This is a genomic window from Pontibacter sp. LHS1 (genome assembly GCF_058932855.1).
This window is the reverse complement of the sequence record NZ_JBZYWF010000012.1, coordinates 80,166-105,426: the sequence shown is the minus strand read 5'-3', so window position 1 is coordinate 105,426 and position 25,261 is coordinate 80,166. Positions and strand designations below refer to the sequence as shown.

General features: G+C 51.5%; 24 protein-coding genes. 15 read left to right on the top strand and 9 right to left on the bottom strand.

Going from position 1 to position 25,261, the window contains the following annotated elements; genetic code table 11:
• Positions 1 to 387 precede the first annotated feature (387 nt).
• From AC5FXQ_RS18660 to AC5FXQ_RS18650, 3 genes are read right to left on the bottom strand one after another with little or no spacing between them, the layout of a single operon-like run.
• A complete protein-coding gene (locus AC5FXQ_RS18660; RefSeq protein WP_493603931.1) occupies positions 388 to 1,023 on the bottom strand; it encodes a phosphatase PAP2 family protein in 636 nt (211 codons plus the stop codon).
• Positions 1,024 to 1,076: 53 nt separating this feature from the next.
• Complete coding sequence (locus AC5FXQ_RS18655; protein WP_493603930.1) at positions 1,077 to 2,432, bottom strand: sensor histidine kinase; 1,356 nt, start codon at positions 2,430 to 2,432, stop codon at positions 1,077 to 1,079.
• Positions 2,422 to 3,780, bottom strand: coding sequence for a sigma-54-dependent transcriptional regulator (locus tag AC5FXQ_RS18650; protein WP_493603929.1), 1,359 nt, complete (start codon positions 3,778 to 3,780; stop codon positions 2,422 to 2,424). The genes AC5FXQ_RS18655 and AC5FXQ_RS18650 overlap by 11 nt, the downstream gene beginning before the upstream one ends.
• A gap of 232 nt (positions 3,781 to 4,012) precedes the next feature.
• Between AC5FXQ_RS18650 and AC5FXQ_RS18645 the strand changes: the two genes are divergently transcribed.
• The 7 genes from AC5FXQ_RS18645 to AC5FXQ_RS18615 all read left to right on the top strand — a co-directional run bounded on the left by AC5FXQ_RS18645 (position 4,013) and on the right by AC5FXQ_RS18615 (position 12,812).
• On the top strand, positions 4,013 to 6,439 hold the full coding sequence (locus AC5FXQ_RS18645) for an ABC transporter permease (RefSeq protein WP_493603928.1): 2,427 nt from the start codon (positions 4,013 to 4,015) through the stop codon (positions 6,437 to 6,439).
• 359 nt (positions 6,440 to 6,798) lie between these two features.
• Positions 6,799 to 9,249 (top strand): TonB-dependent receptor domain-containing protein, encoded by a 2,451-nt coding sequence (locus AC5FXQ_RS18640; RefSeq protein ID WP_493603927.1) that lies wholly within the window; start codon positions 6,799 to 6,801, stop codon positions 9,247 to 9,249.
• A 166-nt stretch (positions 9,250 to 9,415) separates the two neighbouring features.
• The gene (locus AC5FXQ_RS18635; RefSeq protein WP_493603926.1) at positions 9,416 to 9,982 is read left to right on the top strand and encodes an RNA polymerase sigma factor; all 567 of its coding nucleotides are present in this window, start codon (positions 9,416 to 9,418) and stop codon (positions 9,980 to 9,982) included.
• Complete coding sequence (locus tag AC5FXQ_RS18630) at positions 9,979 to 10,791, top strand: HEAT repeat domain-containing protein (RefSeq protein ID WP_493603925.1); 813 nt, start codon at positions 9,979 to 9,981, stop codon at positions 10,789 to 10,791. The genes AC5FXQ_RS18635 and AC5FXQ_RS18630 overlap by 4 nt, the downstream gene beginning before the upstream one ends.
• Before the next feature lie 4 nt (positions 10,792 to 10,795).
• Complete coding sequence (locus AC5FXQ_RS18625; protein WP_493603924.1) at positions 10,796 to 11,665, top strand: DUF4097 family beta strand repeat-containing protein; 870 nt, start codon at positions 10,796 to 10,798, stop codon at positions 11,663 to 11,665.
• 44 nt (positions 11,666 to 11,709) lie between these two features.
• Entirely contained in the window at positions 11,710 to 12,519 is an 810-nt protein-coding gene (locus tag AC5FXQ_RS18620) for a DUF4097 family beta strand repeat-containing protein (protein WP_493603923.1), read from the top strand.
• An 86-nt stretch (positions 12,520 to 12,605) separates the two neighbouring features.
• Positions 12,606 to 12,812, top strand: a complete 207-nt coding sequence (locus tag AC5FXQ_RS18615; protein WP_493603922.1) for a hypothetical protein — start codon at positions 12,606 to 12,608, stop codon at positions 12,810 to 12,812.
• 207 nt (positions 12,813 to 13,019) lie between these two features.
• On the opposite strand, the gene AC5FXQ_RS18610 is transcribed toward AC5FXQ_RS18615, so the two are convergent.
• Positions 13,020 to 13,454, bottom strand: coding sequence for a hypothetical protein (locus AC5FXQ_RS18610; protein WP_493603921.1), 435 nt, complete (start codon positions 13,452 to 13,454; stop codon positions 13,020 to 13,022).
• Between the two features lie 71 nt (positions 13,455 to 13,525).
• On the opposite strand from AC5FXQ_RS18610, the gene tcmP reads away from it, so the two are divergent.
• The 4 genes from tcmP (at position 13,526) to dacB (ending at position 18,117) form a co-directional block, all read left to right on the top strand.
• Complete coding sequence (tcmP, locus tag AC5FXQ_RS18605) at positions 13,526 to 14,650, top strand: three-Cys-motif partner protein TcmP (protein ID WP_493603920.1); 1,125 nt, start codon at positions 13,526 to 13,528, stop codon at positions 14,648 to 14,650.
• Positions 14,651 to 15,156: 506 nt separating this feature from the next.
• On the top strand, positions 15,157 to 15,720 hold the full coding sequence (locus AC5FXQ_RS18600) for a DUF1543 domain-containing protein (RefSeq protein ID WP_493603919.1): 564 nt from the start codon (positions 15,157 to 15,159) through the stop codon (positions 15,718 to 15,720).
• Positions 15,721 to 15,855: 135 nt separating this feature from the next.
• Entirely contained in the window at positions 15,856 to 16,599 is a 744-nt protein-coding gene (locus AC5FXQ_RS18595; RefSeq protein ID WP_493603918.1) for a hypothetical protein, read from the top strand.
• Between the two features lie 123 nt (positions 16,600 to 16,722).
• A complete protein-coding gene (gene dacB, locus AC5FXQ_RS18590) occupies positions 16,723 to 18,117 on the top strand; it encodes a D-alanyl-D-alanine carboxypeptidase/D-alanyl-D-alanine endopeptidase (protein ID WP_493603917.1) in 1,395 nt (464 codons plus the stop codon).
• A gap of 88 nt (positions 18,118 to 18,205) precedes the next feature.
• On the opposite strand, the gene AC5FXQ_RS18585 is transcribed toward dacB, so the two are convergent.
• Positions 18,206 to 18,544, bottom strand: coding sequence for a hypothetical protein (locus tag AC5FXQ_RS18585; RefSeq protein WP_493603916.1), 339 nt, complete (start codon positions 18,542 to 18,544; stop codon positions 18,206 to 18,208).
• Positions 18,545 to 18,775: 231 nt separating this feature from the next.
• Between AC5FXQ_RS18585 and AC5FXQ_RS18580 the strand changes: the two genes are divergently transcribed.
• From AC5FXQ_RS18580 to AC5FXQ_RS18570, 3 genes are all read left to right on the top strand, one after another.
• Entirely contained in the window at positions 18,776 to 19,201 is a 426-nt protein-coding gene (locus AC5FXQ_RS18580) for a DoxX family protein (protein ID WP_493603915.1), read from the top strand.
• Between the two features lie 49 nt (positions 19,202 to 19,250).
• Positions 19,251 to 19,715 (top strand): peptide-methionine (R)-S-oxide reductase MsrB, encoded by a 465-nt coding sequence (gene msrB / locus AC5FXQ_RS18575; RefSeq protein ID WP_493603914.1) that lies wholly within the window; start codon positions 19,251 to 19,253, stop codon positions 19,713 to 19,715.
• 176 nt (positions 19,716 to 19,891) lie between these two features.
• Positions 19,892 to 20,869, top strand: a complete 978-nt coding sequence (locus tag AC5FXQ_RS18570; protein WP_493603913.1) for a GlxA family transcriptional regulator — start codon at positions 19,892 to 19,894, stop codon at positions 20,867 to 20,869.
• A gap of 44 nt (positions 20,870 to 20,913) precedes the next feature.
• On the opposite strand, the gene AC5FXQ_RS18565 is transcribed toward AC5FXQ_RS18570, so the two are convergent.
• The 3 genes from AC5FXQ_RS18565 to AC5FXQ_RS18555 form a co-directional block, all read right to left on the bottom strand.
• Positions 20,914 to 22,032, bottom strand: a complete 1,119-nt coding sequence (locus AC5FXQ_RS18565; RefSeq protein ID WP_493603912.1) for a tetratricopeptide repeat protein — start codon at positions 22,030 to 22,032, stop codon at positions 20,914 to 20,916.
• A gap of 69 nt (positions 22,033 to 22,101) precedes the next feature.
• Positions 22,102 to 22,563: a tellurite resistance TerB family protein gene (locus tag AC5FXQ_RS18560; protein WP_493603911.1), complete on the bottom strand. Its 462-nt coding sequence runs from the start codon at positions 22,561 to 22,563 to the stop codon at positions 22,102 to 22,104.
• Positions 22,564 to 22,614: 51 nt separating this feature from the next.
• The gene (locus AC5FXQ_RS18555) at positions 22,615 to 23,715 is read right to left on the bottom strand and encodes an AI-2E family transporter (RefSeq protein WP_493603910.1); all 1,101 of its coding nucleotides are present in this window, start codon (positions 23,713 to 23,715) and stop codon (positions 22,615 to 22,617) included.
• A gap of 222 nt (positions 23,716 to 23,937) precedes the next feature.
• Here AC5FXQ_RS18555 and AC5FXQ_RS18550 point away from each other — a divergent pair, with 222 nt between their 5' ends.
• Positions 23,938 to 24,429 (top strand): hypothetical protein, encoded by a 492-nt coding sequence (locus AC5FXQ_RS18550; RefSeq protein ID WP_493603909.1) that lies wholly within the window; start codon positions 23,938 to 23,940, stop codon positions 24,427 to 24,429.
• 16 nt (positions 24,430 to 24,445) lie between these two features.
• Here the strand turns inward: AC5FXQ_RS18550 and AC5FXQ_RS18545 are convergent, their stop codons facing one another.
• Positions 24,446 to 25,249, bottom strand: a complete 804-nt coding sequence (locus AC5FXQ_RS18545; RefSeq protein WP_493603908.1) for an alpha/beta hydrolase — start codon at positions 25,247 to 25,249, stop codon at positions 24,446 to 24,448.
• Positions 25,250 to 25,261 lie beyond the last annotated feature (12 nt).

Genomic DNA, 25,261 nt, shown 5'->3' with positions numbered 1-25,261 from the left:
TAAACGGAAGTCTGTTCGGCTTATCTGCACTATGTACGGAATACCATATCAATTGCTTCATAACTTAAAGTCTTCCATAGCGCTTTACTAATATAGGGCTTTTAAGGAAACTCTCCAACTGACTCACAATTTTTCCAGCGTGTCGATGGTTGTAAAGGTAAAAGTATATAAATCAATCGCTTAAGATGGGTTTTTAGGTTCTTTTCCGAGTGGATTAAGCAATTTCTAGTGTCAGGAAATAACCTCGATGATGCTCAGCCAATGTAGGAATAGTATATAAGCGTTTATAAACATAACTAAACGTTTCAAAAAACGGATGTTTTAACTTTCACAGCTGCACTTGGCCGGTTATCGACTGACAAGTTGCACTTTAAAGCACTGCTATACCTACCGTACTATCCTCAGATTCCGACCTCGCCTGAGCAAGGTATAGAACTGCTCGCGGTGCTTCCGGAAGGCGTAGGTGGAGAAGAAAGCAGCGGCTGATCCAAGAAGCATCGATCCGAGCACGTCGCTGGGGTAGTGCACGCCCAGGGCTAGTCTGGAGTATGCGACAAGCAATGCCCAGGTCAGTATGAGGCCGCGAAGGGCCGGGTTGCGGAACATCAGCACCAGCACAACGGCCGCTGTGAAAGCAAAAGCCGTGTGGCCGGAAGGGAAGGAGGGACTGCTGGCCTCCGCGATCTGCTCAATTGTGTCGTGGGTTATAAATGGACGTGGGCGATCAACGGTATACTTCAGCAAGCCTATGAACAGAATATTCAGTCCCATGGCAAATACATACTGGTAGGCTTTCAGCTTGAGCGAAACCATCCTCCTGAAATGCCCCGCCAGGTATAGGCAAAGCGGTACCAAAGCACCAAGTCCGTAGGCGGTCACTGTCAACGTGAGCAGCAGGTAATCCAGGTCTGTTGCCCGGTTGCCGTTCAGCATTTGCAGCGTGGCCAGGTCCAGGTTTGCGAAGGTATCGAAGAGGGTGGTAGTGAGTATGAGCAGAAGTGCCAGATGGGGAAGCAGAAACATGGGTAAGCTTTGGGGTTATTGTTTTCTGAATCCTATACGAGGCTTTTCAGATTTCATTGCCCGAAACGGAGCATAAAAGTAGTGCCCTCTCCCGGGGCTGACTGCACCTGTATGGTCCCCCGGTGCAGCAGCACGATCTGTTTGCAGAGGCTCAGTCCGATGCCGCTGCCTTGTTTGCGTGTGCTGAAGAAAGGTATAAAGATTTTCTCCTGTACTTCCTGAGACATCCCGATGCCGTTGTCCATGACCTTGATCACCGTTTTCTCGTCAGGAGAGGTATAGGCTGACATTGTGATTTGGGGTGCTTCCACCGTTTTCACTGCTTCCATGGCATTGACCAGCAGGTTGATCAGCACCTGGTCCAGCAGGGCAGGGTCGGCGTGCAGCGAAATATAGGGATTAGTCAGATTCGTTTCCAACTGTATACCCTTCTGCGTCAGGGTTGGCAGCATCAAACGCTGCAGGTTGGAGAAGAGGTCTTTTACGTACACCGTGTCCAGGTTCAGCTTCGTGATCTTGTTCAGGTTGCGGTAGGTTTCGGCAAAGCGCAGCAAGCCCTCGCTCCGCTGCTTGATCGTGCTGATGCCTACTTCCAGGTCCTCCAGATCTTCTGCTGTTATACCTGTAGGCTGGGTTTCCTGCAGGCGGTTTTTCAGGGTATCCGCCAGGGAGGAGATGGGTGCGACCGAATTCATGATCTCGTGCGTGAGCACGTTCAGCAGCTTTTGCCAGGCCTGAGACTCTGTTTCATCCAGGGCTTCGTTCACATTCTGAAAAGCGACCAGCTTATACCTGTTTCCTTCGTTCTGCAGCGCGGTGGCGGAGAGCAGCACTTTCGTGGTATTCTTCTCAAAATGGGTGGTATGCGCCGTTGCGATGCGGGTATGGCCGGGCTCCAGGGCAAGTATGGCTTCGTACAGTTCCTTGTCTCTTTTGGACAGGTAATGGATTGTTTTCATGAAAGGCACATGCAGCAGCTTGCGGAGCGACTCGTTCATAAGCACCACCTCCCCGTTTTCCATGTTGTAAGACAGAATGCCGGTTTCCACCAGTTCCACCACCTTTTGCAGGTTGTGGTACTGGGTTTCTTTTTCGAGGGTGATAGTTTTGAAGGTGGAGTTGATCTCGTTAAAGCCTTTGCGAAGCGGCTGCAGCTGGGTATAGGCATGCTGCTCATCAAAGTGCCGGGAGAAATCGCGGTAGTGCACAGACTCGATAAACTGGTTGAACTCCGTCTGGGTTTTGCGCAGAAAGCGGAGCAGATCCACAACCTGAAGAATAAAGACCGGCAGCCAAAAGACAAGCGCCTCCGACCAGCCCCTGACGATGACAAAAGCCGGGACGCTCAGGGTAATAAGCAGTAGCATGACCCTTGCAATCAGCGCCCATTCCAGGTTCTTAAAGCCCATACTTGTTCATGCGCCGGTAAAGGGCCGTTCTGGTAATGCCGAGTTCTTTGGCAGTTCGGGTCAGGTTGCCGTTGTGCAGCTGCAGCACTTTGTTGATCGTCAGTTTCTCAAGTTCTTCCAGGTTGGTACCATGCTCCAGGGCTTCGCCTGCTGGTGCTGCCTCTATGGGGGAGAAGAGAATATCATCGGCATCCAGGAGCGCCCCGTCAGCCATAATAACCGCCCTTTCGATGGCGTACTGCAGCTCCCGCACATTGCCGGGGAAGTGGTAGTGCAGCAGTTTATCCTGCGCCGTCTTGCTGAGCTCTGGCACTGGTTTCATGTATTTGTGCGCATATACCTGAGCAAAGTGTGTGGCCAGCAGCACAATGTCCTTGCCTCTCTTGCGAAGCGGCGGTATCAGGATCTCCACCGTATTGATGCGGTAGATAAGGTCCTTCCGAAAGCGGGACTCGTTTGCCAGCTCACTCAGCGGCACGTTAGTGGCGCAGAGCAGGCGCACGTCAATGTTCACCGGTTCATTTGCTCCCACCCGAATCACCTGGCGGTTCTGAAGCACACTCAGTAACTTAGACTGCTGATGCAGCGAAATGTTGCCAATCTCATCCAGGAAGATGGTACCGCCCTGTGCCGTTTCAAAACGACCTGCGCGGTCTTCACGGGCGTCGGTAAAAGCGCCTTTTTTGTGACCGAACAACTCACTCTCGAAGAGCGAATCGGTCAGGGCGCCCACATCTACTTTTACGAAAGGCTTAGCGGCCCTAAGAGACTGCTCGTGTATGGCTTTGGCTACCAGTTCCTTGCCCGTGCCGTTTTCGCCGAGTATCAGGATGTTGGCGTCGGTAGGGGCTATTTTTCTAATTTTAAGCTTAATATCCTGCATCACATCCGACTCGCCCAGCAGTTCAAAGTCGCTGGAGAGAGCACTTGCGCCCGAGACTGCTGCTTTGCTGCCGTTTATTTTTTGGCTCACCGCATTGGTAATGGTGTTCAGCAGTTTCTCGTTATGCCAGGGTTTTACCACAAAATCAAATGCGCCTTCTTTCAGGGACCTGATAGCCAGGTCGATGTCGCCATAGGCCGTGATCATGATGACTGCCACTTCCGGCCGCAGCTCCTTTATTTTCTGGAGCCAGTACAAACCCTCATTGCCGGTGTGGATGGCACTCTTAAAGTTCATGTCCAGCAGGATGACGTCGAATGCCTGTTGCTTGAGCAAAGCAGGGAGCTGTTCGGGGTTCTTTTCTGTCACGATCTCCCTGACCTGTGGCCGGAGCAGCAGACGGACAGCCGTGAGCACATCGGCATCATCATCAACAATCAGTATGGAAGCCTTTTTTAACAGCATAAAGCAGGTATGATATAGTAGCTAAAGAAACTATAATTATGCCATTAATACAACTAGCTGATTACGAAGCGGAAACATACTTTTGCCTAAATTAGGGCGTGCGAAATCGCACACCTGCTGCACGAAAATGTACGTGGTTGATAAGTAATATCGATGTAAGTTGTTGATAATTAGTAATATGTATTTGTGGCATACACTCTGCATAAAACCAAATAAATAAAACGTGCGCCATATGTTCAGAAACTACATCAAAATCGCTTACCGGAATTTGCTACGGCACAAAGGGTTTTCCTTCATCAATATAGCAGGCTTGGCCCTGGGCATTACAGCCTGCCTGCTCATTGGCCTGTTTGTGTACGACGAGCTGCAGTACGACAAGTTCCTGCCGGAAGGGGAGCAGGTATACCGTGTGTATAGCGATAAGTCGGCCAAAGAGGCTGGTGAGATGGTGGCACCGGTGCCGCCGATGTTTGCCACTACACTTGAGCAGGATTTCCCGGAGGTGGAGCAGGCGGTTCGGATTCTCATGCAGCAATTCGATGCCAATAACCTGGTGGAGGTAGGAGAGAAGCGCATCTATGAGAAAGGCCGTTTTTTTGCCGACCCAGGTTTTTTTGAGATTTTCCAGCTGCCATTTGTATACGGCTCACCAGACAAAGCCCTGGCAGATCCTTCTTCCATCGTGATCTCAGATGAATTCTCGAAGCGCGTTTTTGGTGACACCAACCCAGTAGGCAAACAGGTATCTGTAAACAAGCAGCCTTACATCGTGCGGGGTGTTTTCAGCACACAAGAGCGGTTCCATCTGCCAGTGAACTTTATACACAACCTGGAGGCGGCTCAACTGCCGGCCGAACGCATGAAGAGCTGGAACTGGCAACAGTTTTATACTTATGTTAAGCTGAAGGATGGAGGCAACCCGCAGTTCCTGCAGACGAAATTCAGGGAGATAGTGGCAAAACAGCGCAATCCTGATACCAATGAACCTTATGATTACACACCGGTCCTGCAGCCGCTCGATGAGGTATACCTGCATTCAGCCAGTTTTAAGCACGACCAGGCTATCCGCGGCAACATTACCTATGTCAAGGCGCTGAGTATCATTGCAGTGTTTATCCTACTGATTGCCTGTTTTAACTTCGTAAACCTGGCCACTGCCAAGTCGATGCAGCGGGCCAAAGAGGTGGGTGTGCGTAAGTCCATTGGTGCCAGCCGCGGGCAGCTCGTGATGCAGTTCCTGGGCGAAACCCTCCTGCTCACCCTTATCAGCGTGATCTTCTCTGCTGCGCTCACTTCCCTGCTGCTGCCTTCGCTCAACGCCTTTACGGGCAAAGAAATGAGCTTCAATATTTTCACAAATCCCGAGCTAATGTTCCTTTTGCTGGCCCTGACACTGGTGGTCGGTTTGCTGGCAGGTTTTTACCCGTCCCTTGTGCTCTCTGGTTTTCAGCCAGTCAAGGTGCTGAAAAGTGCCGTGGTGGTAGACAGTAAGGTTGGCCGGATACAGTGGCTGCGCCACGGGCTGATTGTGGTACAGTTCGCCCTGTCTATTTTCCTCATCATCTGTGCCTTCGTCGTTTATCAGCAGGTGTCTTATCTGCACAACAAGGATTTAGGTTTTGACAGGGATCAGATTATGTTCTTCCAGATGCGGGGCGAGAACATGTTCGATAATTATGAGACCTTCAAAAATGAGCTGCGGAATGTTCCTGGTATTAAGAATGTATCCATTGGCTATGGCTTTCCGGGCGATGCCACGGCGGGCGACGGAATCATTGTGCCCAAGGACGGGGAGCAGGTGCACCACGGTGTGACGCATCTGATGGTCGACTATGACTACATCAATACCCTGAACGTGCAGGTGATGGCCGGAAGGCCTTTCTCCAAAGAACATAGAACCGATGCTGACCATGCCTTCATGATCAATGAGACAGCAGTGCGGGAACTGGGCTATGGTTCACCTGAGAAGGCGCTGGGCCAGACGCTTCGGTGGAATGTGTGGAACAGCGCTGATAAAGATACACTGAAGGAAGGAAAGATTATCGGTGTGGTAAAAGACTTCCATTTCAAGAGCCTCTACGATAAGGTAGACCCTACGGTGCTGCAGATCTTCCCGGGCGCTAACTGGAAAGTGGCTGTGAAAGTAGATGCGCAGAACATTGCAGGTGCGATAGAGCAGGTGGAGAAGGTATGGAACAAATTTGCGCCTGACTACCCGATCGAGTATATTTTTATGGACGAGAACTTCGAAAAGATGTACAAGGCCGAAGACAAACTCAAAACTCTGCTCTGGATCTTTACAGGTATAGCCATTTTTGTAGCCTGTCTGGGGCTGCTCGGACTGGCGGCCTACGCTGCTGAGCGCAGGAAAAAAGAAATCGGTATACGCAAGGTGCTGGGTGCTGACAACAGTACCATTGTCGCCCTGCTCTCCAAAGAGTTTTTGGCCCTGATTGTCGTATCGGCTCTTATCGCTTTCCCGCTGGCCTGGTATGCTATGCGCAGCTGGCTACAGGACTTTGCCTATCGCATTGATATGCCGGTGTGGGCCTTCCTGCTGGCAGGTATAGCTGCCGCAACAGTAGCGCTCATCACCATCAGCTATCAGGCACTGAAAGCGGCCATGGCTAACCCCGTGACCAACCTGCGCTTCGATTAACTTAGCACTGCACACAGGAAGCGCCTCAGCCGGTAGCATCATGCTATAGGATGGATAAGCTGAGGCGCTGCTTATACCTTCTACCTGAAAAAATATAAGAGAAGATTCTGTAACCTTCTCCTAAACTGGAGTTTCCTTTTGTGTACATCAACCGGACCCTGCTCTTCCCCTGGCAGTTTCTGAAAATTTAAATCCAAAAGCCTGTAAGGTTTTTGCGACTCGGTCGTCTCCATAATGGGGAGAGGCAGCAAACTAGCAGATTTAATTTGCTGCAGATGCAACTGTGTAGTGGAATGTGTGTCTTTAGTTGTACTCGGTTAATACAAAGGCGAAAAAATAAAATCATAATTCTATAAACTATGAAAAAAAGCGTACTTTTTTTGATGGGATTGCTATGCCTTTTCCTGTCCGTTTCAAGTGCCGCATGGGCGCAGGAAGCTGGTAAAATTACCGGTACACTTTCAGACTCACTTACCGGAAAGCCCATTGAGTATGCAACGGTCGCCTTGCTGCAGCCGGGCACTACACAGGCACTGCAGAGCGCACTCACCGATGCAACTGGCCGCTTCGCCTTCATGGGTGTGCCTCCGGGGAGTTACCAGCTGGCCATCAGCTTTCTGGGTTACCAGAAGAAGTTCATCAGCCAGATAGCGGTTACTGCAGCAAAACCAGAAACTACGGTTGGCAACATCAAACTGGTACCCTCGGCTACCCAATTAAAGGAAGTAACCGTGGAGGGGCTGCGCCCGACGATCACCCAGGAAGCGGATCGGATGGTAGTGAGCATAGAAGGAACGGCACTGGCAGCAGGCCGGACGGCCTATGATGTACTGGCCACTTCGCCAGGCGTTTTCATTGATCAGGAGGGCAACATACAACTCAACGGTCGGGCAGGCGTTACGATCATGCTCGACGGAAAACTAACCTATCTTTCTGCCCGTGACCTGCGCTCCCTGCTCGAGGGTATGTCAGCCGAGAACATTCGTAACATCGAGATCATCACCAATCCATCATCCAAGTATGATGCGGAGGGCTCCTCAGGTATACTGAACATCAACCTGAAAAAGAACACGCAGCAAGGTATAAACGGCAGCACCTATGCCGGCGCCAACTACAATGGCAAGCAGTACGGCTTTTCTACCGGTGGCAACGTCAACTACCGAACCGGTCCCTGGAATTCTTTCCTGAACCTGGACATGGCGCGTCGGGTAGGCGGCCGTGATGCCACTTTTAACAGAGTGTTCCGGGATGGTGAGAGCACCACTTATTTCGACCAGGTAGCTACCGGCAACTTTGAAGTGCAGGGACCTCCTGCAGTTCGGGTCGGCACAGACTACAGCTTCGACGACCGCCACAGTGTGGGCGTAATGGGTTATTACAACACAAATCAGCTGCACGCGGACTTCCTGACCGAAACCTATATCGGGCCTGCACCAAACCAGCCGACGCAGTTTATCGATGCGGACAATTTTAACCAGAACCGCTTCTCCAACTTTACTTCCAACCTGCACTACATGGGCAAGTATGATACACTGGGCACGACGCTCACAGCAGACCTGGATTTTGTAAAGATAAAGAACAGGGGAGATGCGAACTTCTATAATTACTACTATAACCTGGAGACCAGTGCGCCTGCAACACAGGACTTCCTGTATACTGACACCCCCAACGAATTTGATATTATTGCCGCTAAAGTGGACTTTACGCGTCCGATCGCCAATGGCCGTAAGCTGGAGTTGGGCGCCAAGGCCAGCCGGGTGGTGTCGGACAATGATTCCCGCTTTTACTTCAACAATGGCGATGTGTTGCAGCTGGATGAGCGGCGTACCAACCACTTTGTGTATGACGAGAACATTTATGCCGGTTACGTTAACTTCAACTCCAAACTAGGTGAGCAGTTGAGTGTGCAGGCCGGTTTGCGGGCAGAGCATACCTCTTCACGGGGGGAGTCGATTACAACGAATGACATAAACAAGCGGGACTACCTGAACCTGTTCCCCAGCTTGTTTGTGCAGCAGAAAGTGAGCGATAACTATCAGATCAACTACAACTACAGTCGGCGTATCCAGCGTCCGAACTATGGGCAGCTGAACCCGTTCTTTGCCTACCGCGATCCCTATACCTACTGGCAGGGCAATCCTAATCTGCGCCCACAGTATACCCATGCTGTCGGCATCACCCAGGTATTCAAAAAGACTTACAACCTGGTGCTGAACTACCAGCACAACTACGATGTGATTGCCGAACTGCCGGAGATCATACCTGAGACATCGACCACGATCTACTACGTGGGCAACGTGCCGAAATCCCGCAACCTGAGTCTGACTGCCATTGTGCCGTTCACGATCATGAAAAACTGGGAAAGCAACAACACCATGCTGCTTTCTTACAGCGAGTTCTCGGCTGTGGTAAACAAGCAACAGATCATCAACGATCAGGTATTTTACATGCTGCAGACGAACCACACCATTATGCTCCCAAAGAAAATAAAAATGGAAGTAAACGGAATATACCAGGGTCCGGGCGTGTATGCGCTCTACGTGGTGGATCCGCGCTGGTGGGTGAACGTGGGGGTGAAGAAAAGCTTTCTGGATGAAAAGCTGGACCTGAGCATCAACGCGAATGACATCTTCAAAACACAGGACCTGATCATCAGTGCCCTGGTAGGCGAAGGCAACGTCAGTGACTGGAACCAGTATTTCAGGCAGCGCAACATTGGCTTCACGCTGCGCTACAAGTTCAGCAAAGGAGATAAGCCGGAAGAGCGTAAACGCAGCACCCTGGAGGAGCTGAACCGCACCGGCAATTAAGATTCTTTATTGTTTGTTAGGAATTATGATGGGGCATTCTGTGCCCCACTTATTTTTTATAGGCATATTACCATACCCTCCCCATCCTGAAAAATAAACGTCAGAATGTTGTAACTTTTCCTGAAACCCGAGTTTCTATACATGAACACCAAAACAACCTGCTCATTTGGAATTACTGACTGACAATGCTTTGATGCTCAAGGTAAAGTCTGGTGACCTTGACAAGCTCAGCCTGCTCTTTAAGCGGTATGGCAAAAGCCTGTACGGCTTTTATTTCCGCTTCACCCGAAACGCTGAGCTGAGCGAGGACCTGGTGCAGGATGTTTTTGAGCGGGTGCTCAAGTACCGCCATACCTTCCGGGGCGATGGCAAGTTTGTGACCTGGCTGTTTCACCTGGCCCGCAACGTGCTGGCCGACCACATCAGGAAAACAAAGAAAGCCGGCATTACCACAGACATCGACGAGAAGCAGGATGTGCTGGCGGACCTGACCGTGCCGGGTGAGGCGAAGCAGAAAGAGGAGCATCTGCTGCTAATGGAGCTGGCCCTTGACCAGCTGCCCCACGACAAAAAGGAGCTGCTCCTGCTGAGCAAATTGCAGGGGGTGAAATACAGAGACATCGCGGAGCTGCACAACTGCACCGAGGCCAATGTGAAGGTGCGGGTGTTCCGGGCGATCAACGACCTACGGGAGGTCTTTCTAAAATTACAGGCGAAAGGTATAAACATATGAACACCGAGAGACATGAAGAACTGATCCTGGACTACCTGACAGGTAACCTGGACGAAGCGCAACAGCAGGAGTTCGAAGCCCTGGTAGCATCGGGCGCTATACCTGCCGTGGAACTGGAAGCCACACAGGCTGCTTACAATGCTTTCCATACCCTGCCCGAGCCGGAGCCGGGACCTGGGCTGGATGTCAAATTCAACCAGCTGCTGGCAGCCGAGAAGCAAAAGGTAAGGCCTGGCGGAGCGGCTTTTTCCTGGGGAGACCTTTGGCAGCAACTGAACATCTTTCTGAGCCCGGCGAAGTTTGCCTATACCCTGGTTATCTTTTTTGCCGGCTTTTTGGTGGCCTGGCTCGCCTTCTCTCCAAAGCAGGAACAGCAGCAGGACCCGGATGTGAAAATGCTGGCCATGGAACTGAGTCAGATGAAGCAGGTGCTCTTTACGACGCTGATTGAGCAACCCCTAGCGGTGGACAGGCTGCGCGCCGTGAATATCTCGCAGGAGATGACAGACGCCGACAGCCGGGTGATAGACGCCCTATTTAACTCCCTCAACAATGACCCCAATGTGAATGTGCGGCTGGCTGCTGTGGAGGCGCTTAAAAATCACACCGCAAAACCAGAGGTACGGGCGGGGCTGATCCTGTCTATTAACCAGCAGGACTCGCCTATGGTGCAGATCGCACTGGCTGACCTGATGCAGGCTTTGCAGGAGAAAAATGCGGTGCCACAGCTCAAGCAGCTCTTGCAGGATGAAAGTACCAACGAACTGGTGAAAGATAAAATCAAAGAAAGTATAAACGTCTTAATCTAAAACTATGAAAGTCACTAAATTCCTGGTGTTGCTGCTGGTATTTCTTTCTGTCAGCAGTGGACTGCTGGCGCAGCACCACACCGAAAAGATCGTGAAAGAGCTGAACTTCAACCGCAAGTCTCCCGGCAATGTGCTTAAGATCGAGAACATCGATGGTTTTGTGCATGTGGAGACGCACAACAGCGACAAGGTGCTCATCGAAGTGGAGCGTATCATCAAACCAAGAACAGCAGACGGCCTGGAGAAATCAAAAGAGCTGAGCCTGGAGTTTGAAGTGAGCGGCGACAGCATCATCAGCTACCTGAAAGCGCCTTACATTCAGTCGCACAGAACGGGCTCTTCTAACCGGGGAGTGAACATCACGAAAGAACTCGGATACAGGTTCACGCACAATTTCACGATCAAGGTACCGCAGAACACGAATATCTCCCTTACCACCGTCAACAATGGCGATGTGAAGATCAAAGACCTTTCGGCTAATTATATTCATGCGGCTAACGTCAATGGGGCGATCCTGCTGGACAATATTTCCGGAGAAGTGGATGCCAAAACAGTAAATGGAAGCGTGATCGCTAAATACCGTGAAAACCCAAAAAAGCAGGCGAGGCTGGAAACGCTGAACGGCAACGTTGAGCTGCTGTACCGTAAGTCGCTTTCAGCCACCATCAACTTCAGTGCTTTCAACGGCGACTTCTATACCGACCTGGAAGATCTGCAGCACCTGGCCCCCAGGGTAGAGAAAGTGAGCAACAGCAACGGCGCCACCACGACCTACAAACTCGGAAAAGAATCCTCTTATAAAACAGGTGCGGGCGCGGCCGTGCTGCATCTGAAGACCTTTAACGGAAAAGTAATTGTGAAGGCACAAAGCTAAGCTGCCAAGCCTGATCATATAAATCAACTACAACCTAAAAACCCATGAAACGCAACATCATCATTCTGATATTCCTGATGCTGAGCACCTCTTTACTTGCTCAGAGTACAACCGGAGAAGAGATTACAATTCCGCTTACAAAACCCAATGACACCGGCAGCCTGGACGTCAGCCTGGTGACAGGCTCCATTAAAGTGACAGGCACTAAGGGCAAAGAAGTGATCATAAAGGCGAGTGCAGGCGAGACCCGGGTACGGGAACGGGAAGAGGCAGGCGGTCTGAAGCGCATACCTAACACCAATTTGGGCCTGACGGTAACAGAGCAAAATAACCAGGTGAAAGTAAGCACCGAAGCGGTGAACAGGAGAGTGAACCTGGAAATACAGGTACCCCAGAACTTTAACCTGCGGCTTGCAACTGTAAATAATGGTGACCTGGTCGTGAGTAATGTGAACGGAAACCTGGAGCTCGCTAATGTGAATGGCAGCATTTTGCTGGAGAACGTATCAGGTAATGCGGTTGCCAACACAACAAACGGCAGGGTGAAGGCGAATATCCTGCGCTGGGATGGCAAGTCGCCGATGGCGTTCTCGACCCTCAACGGCAACGTAGATGTGACCCTGCCGGCCAACTCAAAATTTAACCCCAAGCTGCGATCCGACAGGGGAGAGGTGTACACTGATTTCGACATGACGCGGGAAGCTGCCCAACAACCAACAGGGAACCGCAACGATAAAGGCCTTTACCGGGTAAGCACCGCCGACTTTATCACCGGCAAAGTGAATGGGGGCGGGCCTGAGATCATGATCAAGAACATGAACGGGAATATCTACCTTCGAAAAGCCGGTAAATAAGCGCCGGCATCAGGTATAGCTTTTCTGTAATTTTCCCTATCTATTAGGCTCACATTACCGTAAGCAAAAGGAAAAAAAGAAAGACTATGAAGACCAATACATCAAACTCCTCAAATCCATTGGAAAACCTGTTGCACAATCCGGGTGAGATCTTAAATGTAGTGAAGAACCCCGGCAAGTTCGGACTGGATACCTACAATGGCCTTGACACCAAACAAAAGCAGTACGTACTCTTCGCCGTGGGTGCCGGTCTGATCGGTTATGGCATTTACCTGGGTATGAACAAAAAGTAAGTGTTTGGACATCAACCTACTATGCCGACTTACGTATAATGGGGTATAGACATTATGTTATCGTTCAGACAGGCGTAAACCTGATTAAAGCTTGTAGAAGCTTTTGGAAGAATTGCTTCCATGTTTGACGGAACATGAAAAAGAAAGACCTGCCTTAAGCTATGCTTGAAGCAGGTCTTTCTGTCTTTATACCAGGCGAGTTGCAGGCTATTTCTTCTTTTTTCCCGATCCTTTGCGGGACTGCCGGAGTTTGTGCTGCTCTTCTTTCAGTACTTTAAACTCTTCGTTTGGTAGCGTGACTGTGTACTCTACCGACGATAGCACATGCTCCTGCTCGAACTCGTCGTACACCAGCAGCACCGACAAAAACTTGTTCTCGTTGAGCACATAGCCTTCGTCTTCCTTGTCGTACACATCAAAATCGTATTCGCCTTCCTGCAGGTGTTTCTCCGGCTTACGGGCCAATTGGTCTCCTGTGATCACAAGGGGCTCCTCCAACTCCACTTCCATGTTGAAAGGCTGATAATACTTTCCATCCTTCTTGTAGGTCACATATTCGATCTTGTCCACCTCGATGGCTATACCTGCATTGCGGTCGTCGCGCTTGTTTTTTATATTGAGAATGTTGCCAGTCAGTTTCATGCTGCAAAATTACGCTTATAATTGAAACAAGCCCTAACTTTACCTTTCCATAAAACATTGGGCTATATTCCATGTCTACTGCCGATACAAACGATTTTTTTATAGAGCAACGCAGCAGCGCCGAGATCAAGTCTGAGCTGCTGAACGAATTCTTCAAGGCCTGGTGCAGTGCCCAGCTGCAGGGGCAGCGCTACAAGTCTAACCCGGTGCTGGCCTTTATTGACCTGTACGCGGGCGACGGGAAGCCCGAGGATGGCAAACCCGCCACGCCGGTCCGGGTACTCAACAGCATATTCGGGGCGACGGATAAGTATAACCTGAACAAGGTGGTGCGCACTTTTTTCAACGACGAGAAAAAGACCGTCACCGCCCGCCTAAAGGAGAACCTGCAGCAGCTGCCTTACTACGAAGAGTTGCAGCACAAGCCCGTGCTCCTGCATGAGGAAGCCAGCCTGGCCTCACTTGCTAAACTTCTCGGCAACGATGTGCCCACCTTGCTATACCTGGACCCCTTTGGCTACGAGTTTTCGCAGCAACTGCTGTTGCAGTCGGTGCGCCGCTGGGGACTCGATTTATTCATGCTTTTCACGCCGGCCAAACTACGGGCAGCTGTGCAGGGAGCGGCTGATGACAGCATCATGGCCGATGTATTTAGCAAAGAGCGCTTACAGAAGATCCGCGAGTTTTGTGACCGCTACCAGGACGCCGGCCAGCGCGAAGATTTCATGGTCGACCAGTTTGAGGATGTGTTCCGGGAGAAGGATTACAAGACGTTCCGTTTCAAGATCAGTCTGCCCAAAAAGAACCAGACGAGTCACTACCTGTTTTTTGTGTCGAAGAACGATGCGCCTTACATGAAAATGAAGGAGCTGATGCTCATGTACAGCGACTACCAGGAAGACGGCGTACCGCTTTTCGGTGCGAATATCAAGCACCAGCTGTCGCTGTTTCAGGAGCAGTACCGCTACTCGATCAAGAACCTGATCGCTGACCTGGCTGAGAAGCGAAGCTATTACCATGAATTGCCCATTGACAGTATTTACCGCCACCACAACATCGGCACGAATTACATCCGGGGAAATTACAAAGAAGCCTTTGAGGCGCTGAAGGCTGAAGGTGTAGTAGAGGCGATTAACCCGGTTTCCCGGCAGCCGATGCGGAAGGTTTCGTTTACTTCGATTATTGGGTATAAATAAGGGGAGGGGCTATCACGCTATGGCGCGAGCGTCCACGCTCGTGTCTACTATGGTGGGGCCTCTGGCCCAGGTATAGGTATAGCAATTTACCTTGTTTCATAGCTTCGCCTATGCGGCGGGCAGGGTATGCCCTGGCCGGGCGGGCCTTACTTTTTGTCTTGACACAAAAAGTAAGCAAAAAAGTCAAGACTCCCCAAATCGAGGGCCCCTACCCCCACTCGCTGAACGCTCAAACAGTGGGTAGTCATTTGGCGCACCTGGCACTGCTATTTGTTCCATAGCTGGAGTGCAAGTTAGTTTTGCTATACCTGCCAGTAGTGTGTAACCAAAACTACTGCTCTTCTACCTTAGAACACGCTTTAGAGAAAAATCCCCTCTAGGGAGGGGCAGGGGTGGGTTAATCGTGTACATAAATAGAACCGATTCAGCTATACCTGTAGAATAGCTGCTTAAATCAAAACAACCGATACTTCATAACTATAACCTCATTTCATAACCAAACACTAATGCAAAACCCTAAACTCTTCATGCTGATGCTGGGCTGTCGTCCGGCAGGGCGTAACACGGAGCAGCACGATATGTTCTTTGCCATTGGCGAACAGGTGAAAGACCTGGTGCCGGCCATCAAGGCTTTTTGGCCGGAGGCGAAAGGCAATATCCACATCGATGCCTGGCGTGAAGTGACGCAGGTTAACGGCTACCAGGTAGAGGTGGTGCCGAAAACAACTATACCTGCAGCGGATGGCGCCGATGGACTTTTCTTTCTGAACCTGGGTGGCTATAAGCCTGGTGAGTTCGACGAGTTCCACTATAAAATGCTGGCTGTGGCACCCGATCAGGCAGGGGCAGTGAAACAGGCCAAGCAAACGGCTTTTTACAAGCACACAGGCTTTAAAGGCGCAGCTTCACACATCGATGATAAGTTTGGCGTGGACGTGGACGAGGTGTTTGAAGTGAAGGACATCCTGACTACTGAAGACAAAGAAAGGTATAGCCTGGCGATTACCCCAGATGCAACTGGTCCCGAAGATGACATGCACCTGGGCTACTTTCAACTGCACAAGCTGTAGCAGCTTAGTTATAGCCGGTGAGCGCTGTATGTCCTGTTAAGGCGCACTGCAAATCCAGCTTGTTAACAACTACGATTAAACATGCTTTGCGCTGCTGCGTTATGAGAGAGATAATCAACTCAAAACAATGAAGCTATGAACAGAGATTTTGATCGTAACGATAACCGACGCAAAAACCATTACGCTGATTTCGACCAGTACGGCAACCCGCGTACCGGCAATACCAACAGTCTGTCCAGACGCGATCCGGAAGGAAGTGGCCGCGACTATGACAGCGAGCACCGTGGCTATGACAGCCGGGACAGCCGCAGCCGTATGTCACCCGATGCACGCGCTTACGGCGACTTCAGCGGGGGCACACGCTACGGCGAAGGTGGCAGCACTTACGGCGGCGGATCGGCTTACGGCGATTCCTACTACGGTATGTCGGGACATGAAGGACCACGCTATCGCGATGCTGGCAGAAGTCGCTCCGGAGACGAACGGCACGGATTTGATGACCGTCACCTGGATGACTACAGCCGCCAGAACTACGGCCGCTCAGGAGGTAACAACTATAGTGGCCGCATGAGCGACGACAGCGACTCTGGTTACCGTGGCACAGGTTACATCTACGGCAGCCGTCCCGGACCCGGCTCTACTTACAGTGACCGCGACGATAGAGGCTATGACCGTGGCTACCGCGACTTTGGCGGCACTGGCTACGGCTCTGCCGGCTACAATAACCGCGATGAAGACCGCATGCGCAGCGCCTCCGGAAATTACAGAAATGAAGACCGCGGAAACAGCAGGTCTGATGACAACCGCCGCAGCAACCGGGGAGGTCATGACTGGAATTTTGACAGGAGAGACCGCAACTACCGTGACTGGAACGACTAAGTCGGTTACCTGCAGGGTATAAACAGGCCATACATATTGAGCAGCCGCTTTTCCGGAGGGAGATGCGGCTGCTTTATTTTTGAGATTATTGGGATAGCCATTGAAATTGCGTATTTTTTGGCTATGAAACGTCCGATTACAAAAGCCGCCCTCCTGATATCCCTTACACTGGCGCACACCCTGGCCCTGGCCCAGACGACCACTGCAAAACTCACAACGGCCTTCCAGAAGTTTGAAGCCGACCCTCAATTGCAAAACGGCATTGCTTCGCTCTACGTCATCGATGCCAAAACGGGGCAGGTTGTGTTCGACCGCAACAGCAAGCTAGGACTCGCCCCGGCCTCCACCATGAAGATCATCACCAGCATCAGCGCTTACGAACTGCTGGGCAAAGACTACCGCTATGAAACAAAATTTGCCTTGCGCAAAAGCGGTAATAATGCTTCGCTGCTGATACAGCCAAGCGGCGACCCGACCTTCGGGAGCTGGCGCTGGTCCCTGACCAAAGAGGGCAATGTGCTGAAAGGGATAACACAGGCCCTGCAACGCACAGGTGTAAAATCGGTGGGAGAGGTAGTTGTGAGCAATGAAGGCTGGAACGAAGAAACGGTGCCCGATGGCTGGATGTGGCAGGATATTGCCAACTATTACGGTGCCGGTCCTGCCAAGCTCAACTGGCGTGAGAATCAGTATGACGTTATCCTGAGATCAGGAAAGCAGATCGGCGATCCGGTATCGATCGTGAAGACGGTGCCAAACCTCAACGGCTATACCTTGCGCTCCGAGCTGACCTCTGCCGCAGCAGGAACAGGCGACAATGCCTATATCTACTTCCCGGTGGGTACCAGTGCGGCTGCCATCCGGGGGACTATACCTGTCAACGAGAGCAGCTTTAAGATATCCGGCGCACTGCCCTCCGGCGCCAATCAGTTTGTGAGCATGCTTTCCGATACGCTTCGGACGCTAGGCATCAGCATGCCGCACCAAGCCGTGCTTCAGCACAACGGCTCTCCACAGCAGGGCTATACCTTGTTTCATACCGTCACTTCGCCGCCCCTGGATAGTGTGGTGTATTGGTTCAACCGCAAGAGTGTGAACCTGTATGGTGAAGCGCTAGTGAAGACCATCGCCTACAAGAGCAACGGCACCAGCGATACCCGCAAAGGACTGGAGCAGATCAGGCAGCACTGGAAGACGCAGGGTGTCGCTGAAACCGAACTGGCCATGGTGGACGGCTCGGGCCTGTCGCCGCTCAACCGCGTGACCACCCATGCACAGGTGCGGCTGCTGCAGCATGCCCGTCAGCAGAACTGGTACCCGGGTTTCTATGCTTCGTTGCCCACGTTCAACGGCATGAAAATGAAAAGCGGTACCATTCGTGGTGCGAAAGGCTTTACTGGTTATCATAAAGCGAAGGACGGGCGGGAGTATATTTTTGCTTTCGTGGTGAACAACTACAACGGCTCTGCCTCAGCTTTGGTGAAGAAAATGTATGGGGTGCTGGACGAACTGAAGTAAGGTGTAGCTAACTCAAAAACAAGAAGCCCTGGATCTCTCCGGGGCTTCTTGTTTAGTTAAAGTACGGTTTCTAAAGTACACGCTTAGCTTATCCTTTCTCGTTACCAAGACCCTCGTTGCTCTTATGGCCTTTCAGCGTGCTGGCGTTCGGCTGGTTGTTGCGGAACTCCTTATCGGTGCTGTCAGCACCGCGGCTGGTCGTGGTTGAATTGGCGTTGGATCCCTGCGGACTATTTTGCTCGTTCGGGTTCGACTTGCCATGCTTGGCACCGCCGCTGCTGCCTTCGCGGCTAGGCTTGTTCTCGCCGCGGGTATTGTCAGCGCCTCCTGCCACAGGGCCGGTCTGTTTACCTTTGCCCAGTCCGCTTACGCCTTCACCTTTTCTTGAATTCGGGTCTTCTGAAATATTTCTATTGTTGCTGCTCATGGTTTGTTTTCTTTTAGATAGAACATATAAATTGACCGGGTGCCTTGGCTTCGGTCACTTAGTTGTACGGACTAGCCCCCCGAAAGGGTTGAGCATGATACGTACTATAGCCTTTACGCAACAGGCCGACAGGCAAGTACATTTTAACATTAAGCCCCGAAACACGTTAGCTCCTTTTGTAAGTACTTGTTTAACAGTCTGCTAAGAAAGGCAGGTGAAAAATCAAAAACTATGGAAAGATTTTTAGGACCCTACAGCCCGCAACTATATGCCATACTGCGCATTATTGCAGGACTGATGTTTGCCATGCACGGCACCCAAAAGCTCTTCGGCTGGCCCGGCGACGGCAATACAGTTGAGCTGGCTTCGATGATGGGTGTGGCTGGTATAGTCGAACTGGTCACCGGACTCATGATCGCGTTTGGTTTCCTGACTGGCTGGGCTGCTTTTATTGCCAGTGGTCAGATGGCGGTGGCCTATTTCACGGCTCACCTACCCGAAGGCTGGAATCCGCTGCTCAACAATGGGGAAATGGCCTTGCTCTACTGCTTTCTGTTTCTGTATATGGCTGCCCGCGGAGCAGGTATCTGGAGTATTGACGCCGCTATGGGCAGAGGTACCAGGCGAGATGCCGACAGGAAGCCTAGCTATACCTGACAGGTCAGAAACGGATTCCACTGGTCAGGTATAGCCGCGTATAAAGAACATGCTACGCTGGAAAGACATCATCTACTACGCCAAATATGGCAATCCGGAACCTTACGATAAAGTAGAAAAGACGGAGGAGGAGTGGAGGCAGCTCCTGACTCCTGCACAGTATCAGGTGCTCCGCCAGAAAGGAACAGAGCCGCCCTACCGCAATGCCTACTGCCGCTCCTACGAACCGGGAGTCTATACCTGCGCGGGCTGTGGGCAGGTGCTGTTCAGCTCTGCAGAAAAGTACCACGCCATTTCCGGCTGGCCCAGCTTCACACAACCGGCCAGGCGGGGTGCTATCCGCTATGCCTTCGACGACAGCCACCATATGCAACGCATTGAGGCGATCTGTAATGTGTGCGGAGGCCATTTGGGGCATGTATTCAACGACGGCCCTAAACCCGGTGGTTTGCGCTATTGCATCAACTCAGGGAGTATGGTGAGGATGGAGGATGGTGGTGAGGAGCAGCACTGAAACAGTGAAATACAACAGTGTGAGAGGTTGACTGCAAATGCAATTCTCTATACCTTGGTGAAGTTAAGACGGTGGCCGCCACCGATCTTCAGGCAAGCGGCAGTGACATGGGTATGATGAAAGCAGTTACAAAAGCATTTTGAAGATGAAAGCAGTTACAAAAGCATTTTGAACAGGTGAAGCATATTTCTATTCTGGTGCCAAAAGGTGCTATTCTGGGCAGTGTGGAAGGTCCGCGCCAGGTTTTTACGGAAGTGAACAAGCTCCTGCGTAGCATGGGCAGGCCGGTCATGTTTGATGTGCAGCTGGTTGGGCTGTCCGACAAGGTGTCGGTGGCAGGCGGAATTTATACCGTGTTTACCGATAAGGTGACAAGCGAGATCTCCAAAACAGACCTGATCATCATACCTGCTCTGGACGGCGATCTGGCGCAGACGCTGGAGTATAACCAGGATTTTATACCCTGGATTGTGGAGCAGCATAAGGGTGGGGCAGAAGTAGCCAGTCTTTGTGTGGGTGCTTTTCTGCTTGCCTCCACCGGCCTTATCAACGGACGTCAGTGTGCTACTCACTGGATGGCGGCCAACGATTTTCGCAAAATGTTTCCCGATGTGCAGCTCGTGGAGGACAAGATCATTACAGACGAGCAGGGCATTTACTCCAGCGGAGGCGCCTTCTCATACCTGAACCTTGTGCTATACCTGATCGAAAAGTACGTGGGCCGGGAAGTAGCTGTGTTCATGTCGAAAGCCTTCCAGATCGAGATCGAGCGCCGCAGCCAATCGCCTTTCATCATTTTCAAGGGCCAGAAAGAGCACGACGACGAGCAGATAAAAGCCGCCCAGGATTACATCGAGCAGAACTACCAGGAAAAGATTACGGTGGACCAACTGGCGGATATGCTGGCTCTCAGTCGCCGTAACCTGGAGCGCCGCTTCAAAAAAGCCACTGCCAACTCCATTGTGGAGTACATTCAGCGCGTCAAGATCGAAGCGGCTAAGCTGAGTCTGGAAACCTCCCGCGAGAATGTGAATGAAGTGATGTACAACGTAGGCTACTCCGACCCTAAGGCTTTCCGGACCACATTTAAGCGTATCACCGGCCTCTCGCCACTGCAGTACCGCAGTAAGTATAACCGGGAGCTGGCAGTATAGGTACAGCTGGTTTTATGCCAGCGCTATACCTGGTCAGCTATACCTTAATTGCACTTATTGTATTTCATCAGCTCCATGGCGTTGCGGTTGCCTAACTGGTGCGCTTTGGTTAGGTCGGTGCAGGCTTTGGCGGTTTGCTTCAGGGCCATGTAGCAGTAGCCGCGTCCCAGGTATGCGGCAGGTGATTTTGCATCCAGACTCAGGGCACGCGTAAAGTCCTTTTCACCACCGGCATAGTCTTTCACTTTGATTTTCAGCTCACCTCGTTTTGTGTAGAGGTCGGCGTTCCTGCTGTTAAGGCTGATTGCCTTGTTATAGTCTGCCAGGGCTTCCTGCGTCTGTCCTGTTTGGGTATAGGCCATGGCGCGGTTGGCGTAGGCCTCCGAACGGCTCTTGTCTAAGGCGATTACCTTAGTCAGATCCTGTATGGCACCCGACGTGTTCTCGCGCATATAACGTAGCAATGCCCTGTTAAAATAGGCATCAGCATGTGCCGGATCCAGTCTAACTGTAGAGCTATAGTCTGCTTCTGCAGCCGTGTGCTGAGCCAGCTGTTCCAGTGCCAATGCTCTATGAAAGTAGGCCTCGGCCGAACTGGCATCCAGGTGTATGGCCTTGTCAAAGTGCCGTTTGGCTCCTTCAAAGTCTCCGGCACCATCACTGAGCTTACCCAGTTCGATGTGGGCTGGGGCAGAAGGGGCCAGTTCAATGCTCTTCAATAAATGCTGTCGGGCGGGTGCTGTTTTGTTATCGAGGAGCAGGGCCAGAGCGCACTGGTAGTAGAGGTCTGCGTCCTGGGGCGCAAGCCGGATTGCTTTGCCATAGTCATACTGAGCGCCTTCCATGTCCTTCAGGTGCACCTTCACCAGCGCCCTGTTGCTGAAACCGTCTTTACTACCTGCATTCAAGAGCAAGGCCCTGTCGAGATCCGTTAGAGCAGCTTCGTAATTTTTGAGGTTCAGGTATGCCAGCCCCCGGTTGTAGAACGGCTCAAAGGTGAAGCTGTCGCGGGTGATGACGATCGTGTAGGCTGCCACCGCCTCCTGGTAGCGACCGGCGTCAAAGTGCTGGTCTGCTAACGTAAGCGGCGAGGGTCCCGGATCCTGGGCATTAACCTGTAAAACAGGAAACAAAAGAAGGAAGCTGAGTAGAATTCGTATCATGCACTGCATTTAAAGTGCGCAAAGTAACGAAAAGTGCAGTCAATTCAGTAGCACTTTTTTAGTCTTGTTTCAAGGACATTGTTTGTCTTTGTTGAGAATCAGAATCACCCGTACAATTTCCTGCGCTTTCTTCTCGTCCAGGTCGAGGGCGGAGTAAAGGTATTGTATCAGCTCTTCCTCTCTCTCGGTCACCACACAGTCTGACAGCACCAGTTGGATGGTATGGGCAAACAGCGTCGGGCGGTTTTCTTCGGCTATAAGGTCAACAGAATTGTCGATCAGTACCTTGCTGCCAAGCTGGGCGTGGGCATAAAAAACGGATCGGCTGTAAGCCATGATGTCGTGACCCTCAAACAGCTTTCTGTTGGCCAGGGTATGCGCCATCACATCCAGTTCTTCGTCTGCTACATCATCGTCCACGGCTACGCAGGCGTGCATAATGGCGATCCAGGCTTCCTGCTCGTTTTGTGGGGTGTAGGTATAGGAATCGGGCACGTTGGTCCGACCTGTCGTGTTAAATACTCCTTCCATCTATTCTTCAATATTTCAATTAGTAGGTACTTGCTATGTGTTGCAATGGTTTTATGTCAGGTCTCTGCCACCATTCTCTGACCCAGGCTCATTGGCGGGTTGCGCTTCCTCTTCCTTGCCCATGATGTAACCATAGGGAGCCAGCTGCGGCACCCGGTCAAAAATTATTTTCAAGCTGGCAAAAAGCGGCACAAACAGGATCATACCGGGTATACCCCACAGGAGGCTGCCCAGCAGAATGACCAGAATCGTGGCCAGTGGGTTGAGCTTCACGCGGGAGCCGGTAATATAGGGCGTCAGCAGGTTTGCCTCTATCAACTGCGTGATCATGAAAAACACCAGCACCAGCACCGGGTACCAGAGCGAGTCCTTAGTCAATAGCGTGAAGGCAATAGGCAGGGCTATACCCAGAAAAGAGCCGAAATAAGGCACAATGCGCAGGAGTGCCGTCAGCAGAGCAAAGAGGATGGCATGTTCTATCCCGATCGCCCAGAAGCCCAGGGCATATACCACAGCCAGAATGGAAATGACGGTGAAGGTGCCTTTCAGGTAATCATGTATGATCCGGGAAGTTCTGGCCAGCATCACCTTGGCCTCCTTCTGACTCTCAAACAGCTTCAGCCTGACAAAGAAGTTCCGGATGCGCTGCTGGTAGATCAGGAAAAAGAAGGTATAGGAGAGCACGATAAATAGAAATACAAAAATTGAAAGGCCCTGTACCAGGAAGTCACGCAGACTTTTAAAGACTGCCTTCGCTATATCCGGCTTCTTCTCTTCAATGATCTCCTCCTGCTCGTGGTGCGGGATATCCGTGGTTTCATACAGCACCCACTGCAGCTGGTTGGTTCTTTCTTTTACCTTCTGCTCCAGCCTCGGCAAGTCCGATAGCAGGGTGTTTACCTGGTAGTATATCAGGATGCCAAGACCGGTGAGTACCGCTAATAGCATCATGACGGCAGTCAATGCAGCCCAATTCGCCTTCATACGGCGACGCTGCAGTCGGAGCATCATCGGGTAGAGGAGCATGGCAAAGAATGCGGCAATGGCAATAGGAACAAGAAAGGGCTTACCCAGGTAAAGGATAGCCGAAACCAGTATGATGGCTAATAAACCTTTGTTGAGCCGGCCGAGGTTGATCTTTTTTTCATTCATCCTAGAAGAGAGGTAAACGCAAAAGCAGGGGTGATGTTTTGCCGGAGCGGCAGGTGCTAAAATTAATTTTTCCGGGAGCGGGTGAGTGCCTGAACTACGGGCTGGGTAAGTCGTAGAAAATTATGGCATTTCCCTTTCCCATGCTTCGGGGTGGGGAAGCCGTTCTGAAAACAAACTTAGGATAACCCAGGCACGCAGATGCCAGGGCAAAAAGCAACAAGTATGACAGGCAAAGCAGTAGTAAACGGACTAATTGCAGGGCTGGCCGGTGTAGCAGCCATGACATTAGCCGAGAAGATCGAGCAGCGTTTCACCAGACGACCAAACTCATATGTACCAGCCCATGTGCTGGAACGGCTGCTCCGGCAGCCGCACAAACCCGATGATGAAAGGCTGGGTTTTAACTGGGGCATGCATTGGGGGCAAGGCATTGTGATGGGGGTGATCCGGGGGCTGATGGCGGAGCACGGGTTCCGTGGACCAGTGGGATCCTTTATGTTCATGAACATACGTCTGCTCAATGACCAAGCCCTTGAAAATGGCACCGGCGTAGGAGCCCCTCCCTGGACATGGCCAAAGGACGAGCAGGCGATCGACTTGCTGCACAAGGGCATCTATGCTTTCACTACAGGTGCAGTGGCCGACATGCTCATCTCCGGTCCTGAGCGGGAGCCGGTGGCGAGAGAAGGCTGGACAGTGGGCGAAAAGCCCTAGTGTAGTAGCTGCTGACTCAATCCGGTTTTGCCAGTATACGTGCGAGCTCCCGTCTATAAGCCGGGTTCTCGTTCATACCGTTGTGCCCCTGGCCTTCCAGCAAGATGACCCTGTCCGTAGGTTTTAAGTGGGCCTTCAGTTTTTCGGAAGAGCCGGGGTAGATGATCTCGTCTATCATGCCGTGGAAGAGGGCGACAGGGGCCTGGACCTGTTGCACGAACCTGAAGGTCTCGAACTTATACCTGAGCAGAAAGGTGGGCACGAAAGGGTAGAGGCTCTGCATCAGGTCGCTGAGGCTGTAGTAAGGAGCCTGCAGGATCAGAAGCCGGGGCTTATTTTCGGCTGCCAGTTTAGCCGCAGCGGCTGTCCCGATCGAGTAGCCAATCACCACGATCTGCTCTTCGCTATACCTGTTCTTCAGGACATCGTAAGCCGTCTGTACGTCTGCATAAAACTGTGTTTCACTGCTGATGCTGCCTTCACTTTTGCCATACCCGCGGTAGTCCAGCACAAACACATCGTAATGCAGGTCAGTATACGTTTCGTATACCCAGCCCCAGGAGTCCACCGAGCCGGCGTTTCCGTGCAGGTAAAACACAAGCCCTTTCGGGTCAGGTACTTTAAAAAGCACACCGTGCAGTTTGGTGCCGTCGCTGGCAGGTATAGTAAGCTCCTCGAATTCCTGCCTGAACCCGAAGCGGTAGTCAGCGGGCAGCTTTTCCGGGAAAAAGATCAGGTTCTCTTGCTGAAACGATAAAATGCCCATAAGCAACAGGTATAGTGAAACCAGTACAATCCCAATGCGAACTAAGGTCTTCAAGGCTTAGGTATA

Excerpts from the sequence above, each read along its gene's own strand:
- AC5FXQ_RS18660 (WP_493603931.1), bottom strand. The coding sequence starts at position 1,023 with ATGTTTCTGCTTCCCCATCTGGCACTTCTGCTCATACTCACTACCACC.
- AC5FXQ_RS18655 (WP_493603930.1), bottom strand. The coding sequence starts at position 2,432 with ATGGGCTTTAAGAACCTGGAATGGGCGCTGATTGCAAGGGTCATGCTA.
- AC5FXQ_RS18650 (WP_493603929.1), bottom strand. The coding sequence starts at position 3,780 with ATGCTGTTAAAAAAGGCTTCCATACTGATTGTTGATGATGATGCCGAT.
- AC5FXQ_RS18645 (WP_493603928.1), top strand. The coding sequence starts at position 4,013 with ATGTTCAGAAACTACATCAAAATCGCTTACCGGAATTTGCTACGGCAC.
- AC5FXQ_RS18640 (WP_493603927.1), top strand. The coding sequence starts at position 6,799 with ATGAAAAAAAGCGTACTTTTTTTGATGGGATTGCTATGCCTTTTCCTG.
- AC5FXQ_RS18630 (WP_493603925.1), top strand. The coding sequence starts at position 9,979 with ATGAACACCGAGAGACATGAAGAACTGATCCTGGACTACCTGACAGGT.
- AC5FXQ_RS18625 (WP_493603924.1), top strand. The coding sequence starts at position 10,796 with ATGAAAGTCACTAAATTCCTGGTGTTGCTGCTGGTATTTCTTTCTGTC.
- AC5FXQ_RS18620 (WP_493603923.1), top strand. The coding sequence starts at position 11,710 with ATGAAACGCAACATCATCATTCTGATATTCCTGATGCTGAGCACCTCT.
- AC5FXQ_RS18615 (WP_493603922.1), top strand. The coding sequence starts at position 12,606 with ATGAAGACCAATACATCAAACTCCTCAAATCCATTGGAAAACCTGTTG.
- AC5FXQ_RS18610 (WP_493603921.1), bottom strand. The coding sequence starts at position 13,454 with ATGAAACTGACTGGCAACATTCTCAATATAAAAAACAAGCGCGACGAC.
- tcmP (WP_493603920.1), top strand. The coding sequence starts at position 13,526 with ATGTCTACTGCCGATACAAACGATTTTTTTATAGAGCAACGCAGCAGC.
- AC5FXQ_RS18600 (WP_493603919.1), top strand. The coding sequence starts at position 15,157 with ATGCAAAACCCTAAACTCTTCATGCTGATGCTGGGCTGTCGTCCGGCA.
- AC5FXQ_RS18595 (WP_493603918.1), top strand. The coding sequence starts at position 15,856 with ATGAACAGAGATTTTGATCGTAACGATAACCGACGCAAAAACCATTAC.
- dacB (WP_493603917.1), top strand. The coding sequence starts at position 16,723 with ATGAAACGTCCGATTACAAAAGCCGCCCTCCTGATATCCCTTACACTG.
- AC5FXQ_RS18585 (WP_493603916.1), bottom strand. The coding sequence starts at position 18,544 with ATGAGCAGCAACAATAGAAATATTTCAGAAGACCCGAATTCAAGAAAA.
- AC5FXQ_RS18580 (WP_493603915.1), top strand. The coding sequence starts at position 18,776 with ATGGAAAGATTTTTAGGACCCTACAGCCCGCAACTATATGCCATACTG.
- msrB (WP_493603914.1), top strand. The coding sequence starts at position 19,251 with ATGCTACGCTGGAAAGACATCATCTACTACGCCAAATATGGCAATCCG.
- AC5FXQ_RS18565 (WP_493603912.1), bottom strand. The coding sequence starts at position 22,032 with ATGATACGAATTCTACTCAGCTTCCTTCTTTTGTTTCCTGTTTTACAG.
- AC5FXQ_RS18560 (WP_493603911.1), bottom strand. The coding sequence starts at position 22,563 with ATGGAAGGAGTATTTAACACGACAGGTCGGACCAACGTGCCCGATTCC.
- AC5FXQ_RS18555 (WP_493603910.1), bottom strand. The coding sequence starts at position 23,715 with ATGAATGAAAAAAAGATCAACCTCGGCCGGCTCAACAAAGGTTTATTA.
- AC5FXQ_RS18550 (WP_493603909.1), top strand. The coding sequence starts at position 23,938 with ATGACAGGCAAAGCAGTAGTAAACGGACTAATTGCAGGGCTGGCCGGT.